Origin of the sequence: Streptomyces sp. NPDC041068, from assembly GCF_040647455.1 — a bacterium.
Taxonomy (GTDB): Bacteria; Actinomycetota; Actinomycetes; order Streptomycetales; family Streptomycetaceae; genus Streptomyces.
This window is the reverse complement of the sequence record NZ_JBEZCG010000004.1, coordinates 315741-330436: the sequence shown is the minus strand read 5'-3', so window position 1 is coordinate 330436 and position 14696 is coordinate 315741. Positions and strand designations below refer to the sequence as shown.

The following is a 14696-nucleotide window of genomic DNA, read 5'->3' as shown; positions in this document are numbered from 1 at the left end:
TGGTTCACTCTCCCTGGAGGATCTGTTCGAGAACCGCGCCGATCCGGGCCGCGGGTTCCGGGTCGAGCACCTCGACGTGCGCACAGGGCAGTTCGTGTGCGTCGACGGCCTCGGCGGCGCGCCGCCAGGCCTCCGCCTTGGTCTCGGTGGGGATGGCCTCGGGGTCGCGGGTGGCGGCGAAGAGGGTCACGGTGCCGTCGTAGGGACGGGACGGCATCCACCTCCGGCCGAGGACCACGTGACTGGCGACGGCCCGGGTCAGGGTGGCGATGCGGCGCTCGTCGATGCCGTCGAGGACGCCGCCCTCCTCGCGGAGGATCTGCCGGGCCACGTCGTCGACGACGGCGGGGGCCAGCGGGGTGCGGGCGGTCTCGGGCGGCTTGGGCATGGCGTCCACCACCGCGAGCAGCGCGACCTCCTCGCCTGCCGCGCGCAGCCGTACCGCCATCTCGTGGGCGACGAGGCCTCCGAAGGACCTGCCGAGCAGGAGGTAGGGGCCGCGCGGCCGGACGGCGCGGATGCGCTCGACGTACTCCTTCGCCATCTCGGCGACGCTGCCGTGGAGTTGAGGATCGTCCTCGGTCAGGGCCGGGGTCTGCAGGGCGTGGACCGGGCGTCCTGGGGCGAGGTGGGGCAGCAGCGCGGTGAAGGCCCAGCCGATGCCGAGCCCGGGGTGTACGCAGAACAGCGGCGTGGCGTCGCCCTCCGCGCGGAGGGTGATCAGCGGGGCGAGGCCTTCGGTGGCGTCCGTCCTCGGCGCGTCGATGCGGGCGACGAGGGCGGCGGGGGTGGGCGCCGCGAAGACCGTGGCCACGGGGACGCGCTCGCCCCAGGCCTTCTCGATCGCCCCGACGAGGCGCAGCGCGCTCAGCGAGTGCCCGCCGGCGGCGAAGAAGTCCGTGTCGGGCCCGACCTCCGCGAGGCCGAGCACCTCGCCGAACAGCGCGCACAGTTCCTTCTCCCGCACGGTGCGCGGCGCCCGCGAAGCCACCGCCCCGGCCCCTGCGGCGGGTTCGGGCAGCGCGGCCAGGTCGGCCTTGCCGTGCGGGGTGAGCGGCACGGCGTCGATACGGGCCCAGGCGGTGGGGAGGAGATGCGCGGGCAGAACGCGGGCGGCGGCTTCGCGGACGGGGGCCAGCGGGTCCGTCGCCGACTCGTCCCCCTCCCCCGGCACCACCCACGCCACCAGTCGCTTGCCCCCGTCCGGCGCGGGCCTCGCGGCGACCACCGCTCGGGTCACCCCGGGGCAGGTCGCCAACGCCGCCTCGATCTCGGCCGGTTCGATGCGGAAGCCGCGGATCTTCAGCTGGCCGTCGGCGCGGCCCGCGAACTCCAGGGCGCCGTCGGGCCTCCTGCGGGCCAGGTCGCCCGTGCGGTACATCCGGGCGCCGGGGCCGCCGTACGGATCGGCGACGAAGCGCTCCGCCGTGGCGCCGGGACGGCCCAGATAGCCGTGGGCGAGTCCCGCCCCGGCGACGTACACCTCCCCCACGCCGCCGTCGGGGACGGGTCGCAGCCGGGCGTCGAGGACGTGAACACGGGTGCCGTCGAGGGGCGTACCGATCGGCACCGGCCCCGCGGCAAAGGGCTCTGTGACGCGGGGCTCCGTGACGAGGGGCTCCGTGACGCGGTGGGCCGTGGCGAACACCGTGGTCTCGGTGGGCCCGTAGCCGTTCACGACGGTCGTGCCCGCGCAGTGTTCCCGTACGCGGCGCACGGACTCGGGGTCCACGACGTCGCCGCCGGTCCACACCTCGTCGAGGCCGCGCAGCGCCTCGGGCGCCAACTCCGCGACCGTGCGGAACAGTTCGGCGGTGAGCCACAGCGCGGTGACGCGCCGCTCCGGCAGGACCCGCGCCAGCAGGGCGGGCGTGACGCGCTCGTCGGGGCAGACCACCACCGTGCCGCCGGTCAGGAGCGGGGCCCACACCTCGTAGGTGGCGGCGTCGAAGGTGTGCGGGCTGTGCAGCAGGACGCGACGGTGCGCCGCGCCCTCGAAGCGGTGGTCGGCGGCGAGTTCGACGAGGGCACGCTGCGGGACGACGACACCCTTCGGCTCGCCGCTGGACCCGGAGGTGTACATCACGCAGGCGGCAGAGTCGGGGTGCGCGGGGTCACCGAAGGGTGACTCCGGCGAATCATCACGTACGCCCAACTCGCGCGTACCCATTGGCAGTTGCACGAGGGATTCGCCGTCCGTCAGGACCAGCTCCGCCGACGCCCCGCCGATCAGACGGGCCAGTCGCTCCGGCGGCTGCGACGCGTCCAGCGGCAGCCAGCACGCCCCCGCCTTGAGCACCGCGAGCTGGGCGACGACCAGCGATGCCGAGCGGCGGAGCAGCAGGCCCACCGTGGCGCCCGGGACGACCCCGGCCCCGGCGAGGCGGCGGGCCACACGGTCCGACTCCGCGTCGAGACGGGCGTACGTGAGGGTCTCGCCGTCGGCCTCGACGGCGGGGGCGTCCGGCGTGCGGGCCGCCTGCGCGGCGAACCGGCCCGTCACGGTGGCCGGTTCGGCCGCGCGACCATGAGCCGCGCCGGCGGACCGGGCGAGCAGGGCCCGGTGCTCCGCCTCGGGGAGCACGTCGATCCCGCCGACCGGCGCCTTGAAGTCGCCCGTCAGCTGCTCGAAGGCCCGCACCATGCGCGCGGCGACCGCGTCGGCGGAGATGCCGTGGCGACAGCTCACGGAGAGGAGCATCCGCTCGCCCGCGACGACGGCGAGCGTCACGGGATAGTGGGTGGCGTCCTGTACGTCGAGGACGCGCACCGTGTCCGGCCCCTCCTGGCCCGCCTCGGCGCCGCGCGGGAAGTTCTCGAACGCGAGGAGGGAGTCGAAGAGTTCGCCCGACCCGGCACCCGCGACCCGCTGCACCTCGGCGAGGCGCGCGTGGTGGTGCGCGCCGAGGCGGGACTGCTCGTCCTGGATGCGGGCGAGGAGCTCCGCGACTGTCTCCTCGTCGCGCAGCCGGATACGCACGGGCAGCGTATTGATGAACATGCCGACCATCTCGCCGACCCCGGGCAGGTCGTGCGGGCGGCCCGACACGACCCCGCCGTAGACCACGTCGCGCGCGCCGGTCATCCGGGAGAGCACCAGGGCCCACGCGGCCTGGGTCAAGGTGTTGAGGGTGACACCGGCCTCGGCGGCGCGGCGCACCAGGGCGGCGGTCAGCTCGGCGGTGAGGTGGAGCCGGAGCGCGTCGGGCTCCCCTGCGACATCCGCGGCGTCCACGATGCCCGGACCGCCCGCACCCCCCGGACCGCCCGAACCGCCCACCGCGTGGCCGGGCACGAGCGGCGCCGGGCGCTCAAGGCCCGCGAGAGCTTCGCGCCAGGCCTCCCGGGCCAGGCCCTGATCCTGGCGGCTCAGCCACAGCGCGTACTGCCGGTAGGGCACGGCGGGCGGCAGGGGCGCGCCGGTCACCAGCGCCGCCAGGTCGCGCTCCAGGATCGGCACCGACCAGCCGTCGATCAGGATGTGGTGGAAGGACAGGACGAGTTCCTGCCCGGTGTCGTGCCGCACGAGCGCGGCGCGGACCAGCGGCGGGCGCACCGGGTCGAAGCGGCGCCCGCGGTCCTCGGCGAGGAACTCCTCGATCCCGGCGTCCACTTGGCCAAGCTCGCGCCCCGTCAGGTCGACCTCGGTCCACGGCACGTTCACCGCGTTCGGGATCACCTGCACGGGACGGTCGAGCCGCTCGTACCGGAAGCAGGCGCGCAGGTTGGGGTGGCGCTCCATGAGGGCGGCGAGCGCGCCGCGCACCGCGTCCGCGGTGATCGCGGGGCCGACGCGGAGGCGGGTCTGGACCAGATAGGGATCGGGCCCCTCGGTGTCGCGCACGGCGTGGAAGAGCATGCCTTCCTGGCCGGGGGCGAGCGGCAGGACGTCTGCGATGCGCGCGCTCACCGGCCCCCCTCCGCCCCGGGGTCGGCGTCGAGGAAGTCCATGTCGCCCTCCAGCATGGCCAGTTGGTCGGCCGACAGGTCCACCAGCGGGAAGTCGGACGGGGTCGCGCCGACCGGGCCGCCCTTCTCCGTCTCGTCCGCGAGGGCGGCGAGCGCCTCGCGCCAGAGCCGGGCGAGTTCGCGCACCTCGTCCTTGGCGACGACCTCTTCGGCGTACGAGAAGGTCGCCTCCAGGATCAGTCCGTCCGCGCCCTCCTTGGCGAGGGCGTCGACCTCGACGGCGTGGCCGAGCGGCACCGCGCCGGGTCCCGCGTCGAGCAGTTCGCCGCCCGCGGCGTCGTCGGAGGCGAGCCGGCCCAGGTAGTTGAACCGCACGTCCGGCACGGGCAGTTCGGCCAGCTCCTGGGCCGTGTGCGGGTTGAGGTGGCGCAGGAGGCCCCAGCCGATGCCGCCGTTCGGCACCGCGCGCAGCTGCTCCTTGACGGCCTTGAGCGCCTCGCCCGGCCCGCCGTGGTCCGGCTGCCCGATGTCGAGCAGCACGGGGTACTGCGTGGTGAACCAGCCGACGGTGCGGGACACGTCCGCGGGGCGGGACAGCACCTCCCTGCCGTGGCCCTCCAGGTGGACGAGGAGGCCGGTGCCGGAGCCCCTCTGGCGTACGGCCGCGACGGTCAGCGCGCTGAGCAGGACCGCGTCGGGGCCGCAGTTGAAGGCCGCGGGCAGCGCGGTGAGCGCGGCCTTGGTGAGGTCGGCGGGCAGGTCGACGGTGACGGTCGCGCGGCGGGCACCGGCGCCCCGGCCGGCGGCGATCCCGGCGTCGTCCGCCTCCTTGAACTGACCCTGCCACCAGGGGAGTTCGGCATCGACGAGCTCGGGCCTCCCGGCCTCGTCGGCGAGCAGGGCGGCCCACCGGCGGAAGGAGGTCGCCGGGCGCGGTGCCGCTTCGGCGTCCCCGGCGACGGCGGCCGCGAGCTCGGGCCCGATCACCCGCCATGAGACGCCGTCGACGGCCAGGTGGTGCAGGGTCAGGAGCAGCAGGCCCCGCCGTCCAGGGCCGGCGTCGAGCCAGACGGCGCGCATCATCTCGCCGTCCTCCGGGGCCAGGCGCGTGGAGGCCGCCAGCTGCCGGGCGCGGGCTTGGGCGTCGCTCTCCCCCTCGACGGCCACGCGCACCAGGTCGGCCCCCGCCGGGACCCCCTCGGTGACCTCGGCCTCCAGCTCCTCCCGCAGCAGCCGCATCCGCAGCGCCCCGTGCCGTTCGGCGAGTCCGCGCACGGCGGCCGCCATGCGCCGCTCGTCCGTGCCGGGCGGCACGGGGAACGCCATCGACTGGGTGAACGCCCAAGGGTCGCCGCCCTGTTCGAGCCACCACCGCATCACGGGGGTGAGCGGGAAGCGGCCCGCGTCGGGAACGTCCGCGCCGTTCTCGTCGGCGGCCGACGACCGTGCGTGCAGGGCAAGTTGGGCGGGCGTGCGGAGGGTGAACAGGTCGCGCGGGGCGAGGACGATCCCGGCCGCCGAAGCCTGGCCCGCCAGCTGGATGGCCATGATGCTGTCGCCGCCGAGCCGGAAGAAGTCGTCGTCGGCACCGGCCTCCTCGACGCCGAGGACCCGTGCGAAGAGGTCGCACAGCTCCTTCTCGCGGGCGGAGGCGGGCGCCCGCGTCGCGGTGGCGGCGCGGGGCGCGGGCAGGGCGGCGCGGTCGAGCTTTCCGCTGCGGGTCAGGGGCAGTTCGGGCAGCTCCACGAGGTCCGCGGGGACCATGTGCGCGGGCAGCCGGGTGGCGGCGTACGCGAGGAGGGCGTTCGGGTCGACGGCGTGGCCGGGGGCGGGCACCGTGTAGCCGATGAGCTGCGGCCTGCCGGTGGTGTCGTCACGGACGACGGCGGCCGCCTGAGCCACCGCCGGGTGGTCGGCCAGGGCGGCGGCGATCTCGCCGGGTTCGATGCGCAGGCCGCGCAGCTTGACCTGTTCGTCGGTGCGGCCCAGGTAGTGGAGGGTGCCGTCGTCGTCGCGGTACGCCAGGTCGCCCGTGCGGTACATGCGGGAGCCGGGCGCGCCGTACGGGTCGGCGACGAAGCGTTCGGCGGTCGCGGCGGGGCGGCCGAGGTAGCCGCGGGCCAGGCCCGCCGACGAGAGGTACAGCTCGCCCGCGACCCCGGTGGGCACCGGGCGCAGCCGGGCGTCCAGGACGTGGACGGTGGTGCCCGCGACCGGGGTGCCGATGGGCGGGGCCGTGCCGTCGCCGGTCAGCGGGCCCGAGAGGGTGGCGGCGACGGTGGCCTCGGTGGGCCCGTACGCGTTGTGGAAGCGGCGGCCGCCGACGGCCCAGCGGGCGACCAGGGCGGGCGGGCAGGCCTCCGCGCCGACCGCGAGGGCCCGCAGGTGCGGGTACGGCGCATCGGGCACCGACGCGAGGACCGAGGGCGGCACCATCGCGCAGGTGATGCGCCGCTCGGCGATGACGGTGCCGAGCGCGTCGCCCGCGAGCGGCCCCGGCGGCGGCACGACGAGGGTGCCGCCGGGCCCGAAGGCCATGCACATCTCGGCGACGGAGATGTCGAACGCCGGTGAACCGAGCTGCAGCACACGGGAGTTCGCGTCCAGCGCGAAGCGGTCCACGAGGCTGCGGGTGAGCGCGGCGACTCCGGCGTGGGTGACCACGACGCCCTTGGGGGTGCCGGTGGATCCGGAGGTGTGGATGACGTAGGCGGGCCGTGCGGGCTCCAGGGCGGTGGCGGGCAGGGGCACGCCGTCGTACACGTGCTCGTCCAGGACGAGCACCGGCAGGTCCGTCCGAGGCAGCACGCCCGCTTCGGCGGTGGGCGCGTCGGTGACGAGCAGCACCGGAGCGGCGTCGTCGAGGGTGCGGCGGATGCGCTCCGCCGGGTAGTCGGGGTCGACCGGCAGATAGGCGGCGCCCGCCCGCTGCACGGCGAGCGCGGCCACCGGCAGCTCGGCGCCACGGCCGAGGGCGAGCGCGACGGTCCGCTCGGGCCCCGCGCCGTGCCGCGCGAGCAGACCCGCCAACCGGTCGACGCGGTCGGCCAGTTGGGCGTACGTCAATGAGGTGCCGTCCCCCTCGACGGCGAGCGCGTCGGGGGTGCGGGCGGCGTGCCGGGCCACCGTGTCCGGCAGCGTCTCGGGCTCCGGCGCCGCGGGCCCCGCCGCCAGGGCGAGGACACGGCGGCGCTCGTCGGCGGGCAGCACGTCGAGGTCCCGCAGGAGCGCGGTCGGCTCTGCGGTGACCTGTTCGAGCAGCGCGAGATAGCTGTCCGCCCAGCGGTTCACGGCCTCGGGGGTGAACAGCTCGGTGCGGATCTCGAAGCTGCCGTCCATGCCGTCGCCGCTGTCCCGCACGACGCCGACGAGGTCGTGCTCGCCGCCGGTGTGGATGCGCTCGGGCTCGGCGAACTCCCGCACGGCGGAGACGCTCGGCTGCTCCGTCAGATGCATGAACACCCACTGGAACAGCGGGGAGCGGCCCGCGCTGCGCTCCGGCGCCGCGGCCGAGACGATGCGGCCCACCGGCACGTCGGCGCCCGCCATCAGCGCGGGGAAGTCGGTGCCGAAGCGGGCCAGGACGTCCGCGAAGGAGTCCTCCTCCGTGATGCGCCAGCGGGTCGGCACGGCGTTCATCACGTACCCGATGACCTGGTCGAGGCCCTTGGCCGAGCGGTTGGCGACGGGCGTGCCGAGCACCAGGTCGTCGGCGCCGGACACGCGGTGCGCGAGGATCGCGAAGGCCGTCATGAGGACGACGTACACGGAGGCGCCGCGCTCGCGGGCCAGCGCGCGGACGGCTCGTGAGGTGGGCGCGTCCACGCGGAAGCGGATCTGGACGATGCCGTCCTCGCCGGCGTCCGGGCTGCCGTGGCCGGGGACCGTCAGCGGGCCCGGCGGCTCTGCCAGGTAGCGGCGCCAGAAGTCCAGGCGCTGCCCGAAGACCCCGGCCTGCTCCAGCTCGGCCTGCCAGGAGGCGAAGTCGGCGTACTGGATCGCGGGGCGTGTCAGCTTCGGTTCGGTGCCTTCGCGCACGGCGCGGTACGCCTCGGCGAACTCGGCCTGCAGGACGTCGAAGGACCACCAGTCGGTGATGATGTGGTGGACGCTCAGCATCAGCGTCGTACGGGTGTCGTCGACGCGTACGAAGCGGCCTCGGATCAGCTGCTCGCTGCCCTCGCCGCTCGCGCCGGCCAGGTCGAACGGGCGGCGGCGGAAGGCGCGGAAGGCCTCCTCGATGGTCGTGCCGGTGCCGCGCAGGTCCTCGCGCTCCAGGACGAAGGGGCCCTCGTCGGGGAAGTCGACGCGCGGGTCGTCCGCCGTGCCGGAGATGCGGGTGCGCAGGATGTCGTGGTGGCGCTGGACGAGGGTGAGCGCGGCCTCCAGGTGGGCCGGGTCGACGGGCCCGTCCTGCCCGTCGAAGTGGTAGGCGCAGCAGAGGTTCAGGTCCGGGGTGCCGGGATACAGCGACTCGTACACCCACAGGTCCCGCTGGGCGGGGCTGAGCGGGACGGGGCCCTCGGCGTCCCGGGGCGGCACGACCGCGGGGATCTCGTGGGCGCGGCCCGCCTCGACGAGGCGGCGCATCAGCCGGATCCGCTGCTCACCGCTGAGCGCGCTGAACCGGTCGGCCGTGGAAGGGGTGTTCGGGCTCACTGCGCGGCCTCTCTCAGTTCGGCGAGGCGGTGCAGCCCCGCGAGGACCTCGTCCCGGCCGATGCCGAAGTCGATGAAGCAGGCCACCTCGTCGCAGCCCAGGTCGCGCAGGTCGGCGAGCATCTTGGCGCAGGTGCCCGGCGAGCCGAGCAGGCTGCCCCAGTTCAGATAGCGCTGGAAGGCGAACTCGGTGAGCATGGCGGTCTGTTCGTCGCTCAGCGGCTCGCCCTCGCGGCCCTGTGCCGCGCGGTTGGCCGCGGTCTGCCGCAGGTACGAGGCGAGATACGTCTTCAGGGGCGCGGCGGCCAGTCGGCGCACCTGCGCGTCGTCCTCGCCCACGTAGGTGTGCGCCATGAGGGTCACGCGGCCGCGTGCGTCGGTGCCGCCCTGCTCGGGGGCGGCGGCGCAGGCCGCGCGGTAGCGGGCGATCTTCTCGGCGAGTTCGTCCCTGCTCTGTCCGACGGTCGCGCCGAGCACTCCGGCGCGCAGGTTTCCTGCGGCCTCCCAGGTCTCCGGGTTGCCGGAGGTGGTGACCCAGAGCGGCAACTCGCTCTGCACGGGGCGCGGTTGGGGTACGACGGCGACGGGCTGTCCGGTGCCGTCGGGGTACTCCACCGCCTCGCCCGCCCACAGTCTGCGCAGCTCGGGGACGGTCTTCAGGGTCCGTTCCCTGCGGTCCTCGTAGTTGCCGGGGGCCAGCGTGAAGTCGGCGGAGTGCCAGCCGGTGGCGACGGAGAGGCCGACACGGCCGTGCGAGAGGTTGTCGACGACCGCCCAGTCCTCCGCGACCTTCAGCGGATGGTGCAGGGGCAGCACGACGCTGCCCGCGCGGATGCCGATGCGCTCGGTGGCGACGGCGAGCGCGGCGCTGAGCACGGGCGGGCTGGGGAAGACCTGGCCCACCTGCTGGAAGTGACGCTCGGGCGTCCACACGGCGTGGAAGCCGAGGCGGTCGGCGGTGCGGGCGACGGTCAGGATGTCGTCGTACGTGTCCGAGTGCCGGGCACCCGTTCCTGGCGCGGCGGTGCTGCCGTCCGCGCCGAAGAACATCACGCTGAGGTCCACGGCCTCTCCTTCTGGTTCGTGCTGATCTGTTCCGTGCCGCTTGGTTCCGTGCCGCTTGGTTCCGTGCTCCCCTGATTCGTGCCGCCCTGGATCGCGCCGCCCTGGATCGCGCCGAGCCGGTTCTGCTGGTTCTGCTGGCGGGGCACGCGTGGCCGCCGCTTGATGGGGGACGGTGCGGGCCCCGCCGGGGCGGGTGTCCGCTCCATCGCGGCGGCGAGGGCGGCGACGGTGGGCGTCTCGAAGAGCTGCGCCGCCGTCACGGGCCGCGCGTCGGTGGTGAGGCGGGCGGCGACCCGCACCGCGCGCAGCGAGTTGCCGCCGAGGGCGAAGAAGTCGTCGTCACGGCCGACCTCGGGGCCGCTCCCGGACCCGCCGAGCACGTCACGCCAGACGGCGGCGACCTCGCGCTCCAGCGGGGAGGCCGGGCCCTGCCGGGTCGCCGGGGAGGCCGGGACGGCCGGGGCCGGGAGCGCGATCCTGTCACCCTCGTCGGCGCGGCGCGGCGGCTCGGTGCCGACGAGCCGCGCCAGCGGGGTCTCCGGGGCCGCGGCCGCCGTCTCCAAGGCCTCGGGCAGCGCGTCCGCGAGCCACGCCACGAAGCTCTCCTCCAGGGAGTCGGCGCGGTACTCGAAGGTGAGCGTGAGGCCCTCCGGCTCGCCACCGGGGCCCGTCGCGTCGGTGACGTCGACGAGCAGTTCGAAGCGGGCCGAGCCGGTGCGCACGACCTCGACTCCCCTGTCCGCGCCGGGGAGTTCGACCTCGGCTCGGGCGTTGTTCTGCAGGGCGAGGACGACGTCGGTGAAGGGCTGCCTGCCGCGCGCCCGCGCCGGGGCCAGCTCGCCCACGACATGCTCGAACGGCACGTCCTGGTGGGCGAAGGCACCGAGGTCGGTGTCGCGGACCCGGGCCAGGAGCTGCCGTGCGCTCGGGTCGCCGGAGACGTCGGTGCGCAGCACGAGCATGTTCACGAAGAACCCGACGACGTCCTCGACTCCGCCGTCGGCCGCGCGCCCGGCGACCGGCGCGCCGATCGCGAGGTCCTCGCCCGCGCCCGCCCGCACGAGGGTCGCGGCCAGCGCGGCGTGCAGGGCCATGAAGAGGGTGGCGCCCTGGGCGCGGGCGGCGTCGACGACACGGGCGTGCGACGTGGCGTCGAGGCGGCGTACGAGGGTGGCGGCACCCTGCCCCGGCACGGCGGGCCGCTCCCGGCGCCTGGGCAGCAGGGGCCCCGCGGCGTCGAGGCCCGCCAACGCGTCGCGCCAGTGGGCGACTTGGCGGGACATGAGCGACGCGGGGTCGGCGGGTGAGCCGAGCCGTTCGGCCTGACGGCGGGCGTGCTCGGCGTAGGAGATGTCCAGGGGCGGCAGCACGGGGCCGTCCGCCATGTCCCCCGCCGTGTCACCCGCACCATCGGCGATGTCGTCGGCGACGTCACCCGCCGCGACTCTGGCGGCGTACGCGCGCGACAGATCGCGGAAGAGTGGCGCGAGCGACCAGCCGTCCCCGGCGATGTGGTGGACCAGGACGAGCAGGGCATGCTCTCCGGGCCGCTCCCGCACGCTGAACAGCGCGCCGCGTACGGGAAGTTCGCGCCGCAGATCGAACCCGTGCCGAGCGGCTTCGTCGATCGCGGCGGCCGCCTCGCCCTCGGTGAGAGTGAGGTGGCGGAACGGGGGCCGCGCGTCGATCCCGTGCAGCACGCGCCGCACCGGGGCGCCGTCGACCTCGTCGAAGACGGTACGGAGCACCTCGTGCCGGGCGACGACGTCCCCGAGGGCGTCGGCGAGCGCGTCCGGGTCGACCGCGCCGCGCAGCCGCACCAGCACGGGCAGGTTGTACGCGGCGCCGGAGCCGAGCCGGTCGAGGAACCACAGCCGGTGCTGGGCGGGCGAGACGGGGAGCGGCGCGGAGGTGCCGCGGGGCGCGGAATCCGCCGCGCCCGCAGGGGACTTGGGCGCGCTGTCGACGTGCGGCGCGAGCCGGGCCGGCGTGGCGGCCTCGAAGAACGTCCGCAGATCGATCTCGGCGCCGAGCCTCGCGTGCACGCGCCCGAGCAGCCGCGCGGCCAGCAGGGAGTGCCCGCCGAACGCGAAGAAGTCGTCGTGAGCACCGACACGGGCGACACCGAGCACTCCGGCGAACAGTGCGCAGAGCGCGCGCACGGTCTCGCTCTCCGGGGCGTCGCCCTCGGCGGCACCGGCCGCGCGGCCCGTAGCCCCACTCGCGGGCAGCGCCCGCCTGTCCAGCTTTCCGTTCGCCGTCAGGGGCAGCGCGTCCAACGGCACGAAGGCCGTCGGGACCAGGAAGTCGGGGAGGAGGCTTTCGGCGTGGGATCGCAACTCTCCCTCCGACGGCGGCTGTTCGCCGCCCCCGCCCGGTACGACGTACGCGACGAGCTGCCGCTCGCCGTCCGGGCCCTCAGGGGTGACCAGGACCGCGGCGCGGTCGACTCCGGGGTGGCGGGCCAGGACGTTCTCGACCTCGCCCGGCTCCACCCGGAAGCCGCGGATCTTCACCTGGTCGTCCGCGCGGCCCCGGTACTCGAAGGTGCCGTCGGGCCGCCGCAGCGCCAGGTCGCCGGTGCGGTACATGCGGGAGCCCGGCGCGCCGTACGGATCGGCGACGAACCGTTCCGCCGTGAGCGACGCCGCGCAGTAGCCGCTCGCCACGCCCGCCCCGGCGGCGTACAGCTCACCCGTCCCGCCGTCGGCGACGTGGGCGAGCCGCTCGTCGAGTACGTACAGCCGCTTGCCCGCCAGCGGACGGCCGATCGGGACGGGACGCCCCTCGCGCACGTCGTCCGGCGTGATCCGGTGGACGGTGAGGAAGACCATGCACTCGACGGGCCCGTAGCCGTTGCCGAGCCGCAGCTCGGGGAGCCGCTGCAGTGCGCGCGCCACGTGCGGGGGCGACAACGCCTCGCCGCCGACGATCAGTTCACGCAGGCCCTCGATGGCCCGCGGGTACTCGTCGACGATCACGTTGAAGAGGGAGCCGGACAGGTACATGGACGTGACGCCGTGCGCGGCGACGAGCCGCGCGATCACCACGGGGTCGGGTCGCCGCCCCGGATGCAGCACGCACGTGCCGCCGTTCACCAGCGGCCCCCACAGCTCCATCGCGAACGCGTCCCAGGACACGGGAGCGCACTGCAGCCACACCGCGCCGGGCCCGAAGGAGGCGAAGTCCTGGCCGGTCAGCGTGGCGGCGACGGCGCGGTGCGGGGCGAGGATGCCCTTGGGGCGCCCGGTCGACCCGGACGTGAACATCACGCACGCGACGTCGCCGGGCTCCGCCCGCACCGCCCCGCGCGCAGGCGGCCGCGCGTGGACGGCGTCTTCGACGTACAGCGAGGCGACCGCGTCGGAGCCCAGCGGCTCCGGCCCGGCGTCCTTGCGGGACAGCACCGCGTCGATCCCCGCGTCCGCCGCCATCCCGCGCAGCCGTCCGGCCGGGAAGCCGGGGTCGAGCATCGCGTACCCGGCGCCCGCCTTGAGCGTGCCGAGCAGCGCCACGGCCATCTCGGCGGAGCGCTCCAGGTACACCCCGACGATGTCGCCGCGCGTCACTCCGCGCGCGGCGAGCAGGCCCGCCAACCGGTCGGCGCGGGCGTCGAGTTCGGCATAGGTCAGCCGTTGGTCCTCGTACACGAGGGCCGTCGCGTCGGGCGTCCGTGCCGCCTGCTCCTCGAACAGCTCATGCACGCACAGCTCACGCACGCACCGCGTCATCCTTCTCACCGCCCTTGCGCTCGGACCCGCCGTCGGCGCCCTCGGCGTCGATGTCCGGGAGGAGTACGTCGATCTGCCTGATGGAGCGGCTCGCCAGGCCCCAGAGCGCGACCGCGAGACCCGCGACACCGGCGAGGAAGAGCATTCCGGCCATGCCGCTGCCCGGTCCGTCGCCGAAGACCGGGCCGAGGAGCGCGAAGGCCCCGGTCCCGTCGGCGGCCTGCGGCTCGAAGACTCCGTCGGCGAGCGGACCCGAGACGGCCGTGGCGAGCGGCACGGAGATCTGCGAGAGGAACATCACCGCGCCGAAGACCCGGCCCTGCCACTCCTGGGGCACCTTGGTCTGCACGATGCCCTGCATCGAGGCGTTGACGACGGTCATGAGCAGCGAGCCGGCCAGCATGGCCGCGCACCAGCCGACGACCCCGCCGACCAGGGCCATGCCGATCTGGGCGGACAGGCACATGCCGACGATGCCGAGCATCATGCCCCGGCCGCGGTTCCGCGGCCCGCCCCAGGCGGCCATCAGCAGACCGCCGACGACTCCGCCGACGCCGATCGCGCTGTTCACGGCGGCGAGCGCGCCGTTGCCCGACTTGATCAGGACCATGGGCTGGATGACGGCGAAGCCGAACACCATGACGAGGTTGACCGTGCAGAAGTTCACGGTCATGTCGCGCAGGCTGGCGTACCGGAAGAGATAGCGCATGCCCTCGACGGCCTCCGCGACGATCTTCGTACGCGGCGCACCCCCGCCCTCGGGGACCTTGTCGCCCTTCATCCGTACGACGCGGATGCCGATGAGCGCGAAGGCGTAGCTCACCAGGTCGATGACGAGGACGGCGCCGATGCCGGACAGGGCGACCATGATGCCGCCGAGCGCCGGGCCGCAGATCCCCGCGGCGCTGCGGGCACCCGCCAACAGGCCGTTGGCGCGGCCCAGTTGGTCCTTGCGCACCAGGAGGGGCACGGCGGCGGTGAGCGCGGGCAGCTGGAAGGCGGCGCAGATGCCGAGCAGGACGGTCGCCGGGTAGACCTGCCACGGTTCGAGGCCGCCGCCGAAGAAGTGCACGAGGGCGAGCAGGCCGACGGTGAGGATTCCGCCCACGTCCGCGATCTGCAGCGCGGACCGTTTGCGGATGCGGTCGATTATCGCGCCCGCGAAGGGACTGAACAGGGCCTGCGGAAGCAGGGCGCAGAGGGACAGCGCGGTGACGGCGGTCGCCTGCTCACCGGTGGACCAGACCTCGATTATGAAAGCGAATCTGAGAACGGCGCTTCCGACCAGTGAGACGGCCTGTCCCGACCAGACGAGCAGCAAGGGGCCGGCGCC

At 75.0% G+C, this 14696-nt stretch carries 5 protein-coding genes; all 5 read right to left on the bottom strand.

Translation table 11 applies throughout. The features are described 5' to 3' along the window. Positions 1 to 4: 4 nt before the first annotated feature. The 5 genes from AB0B50_RS11400 to AB0B50_RS11380 are packed head-to-tail and all read right to left on the bottom strand — an operon-like array spanning position 5 to position 14684. Positions 5 to 3910 (bottom strand): amino acid adenylation domain-containing protein, encoded by a 3906-nt coding sequence (locus AB0B50_RS11400; protein WP_362328774.1) that lies wholly within the window; start codon positions 3908 to 3910, stop codon positions 5 to 7. Next, on the bottom strand, positions 3907 to 8568 hold the full coding sequence (locus tag AB0B50_RS11395) for an amino acid adenylation domain-containing protein (protein ID WP_362328772.1): 4662 nt from the start codon (positions 8566 to 8568) through the stop codon (positions 3907 to 3909). The genes AB0B50_RS11400 and AB0B50_RS11395 overlap by 4 nt, the downstream gene beginning before the upstream one ends. After that, complete coding sequence (locus tag AB0B50_RS11390; protein ID WP_362328770.1) at positions 8565 to 9632, bottom strand: MupA/Atu3671 family FMN-dependent luciferase-like monooxygenase; 1068 nt, start codon at positions 9630 to 9632, stop codon at positions 8565 to 8567. The genes AB0B50_RS11395 and AB0B50_RS11390 overlap by 4 nt, the downstream gene beginning before the upstream one ends. Further along, positions 9617 to 13351, bottom strand: a complete 3735-nt coding sequence (locus tag AB0B50_RS11385; protein WP_362328768.1) for an amino acid adenylation domain-containing protein — start codon at positions 13349 to 13351, stop codon at positions 9617 to 9619. The genes AB0B50_RS11390 and AB0B50_RS11385 overlap by 16 nt, the downstream gene beginning before the upstream one ends. Next, positions 13344 to 14684: an MFS transporter gene (locus AB0B50_RS11380; protein WP_362328766.1), complete on the bottom strand. Its 1341-nt coding sequence runs from the start codon at positions 14682 to 14684 to the stop codon at positions 13344 to 13346. Before AB0B50_RS11380 ends, AB0B50_RS11385 begins: the two co-directional genes overlap by 8 nt. Positions 14685 to 14696: the final 12 nt, after the last annotated feature.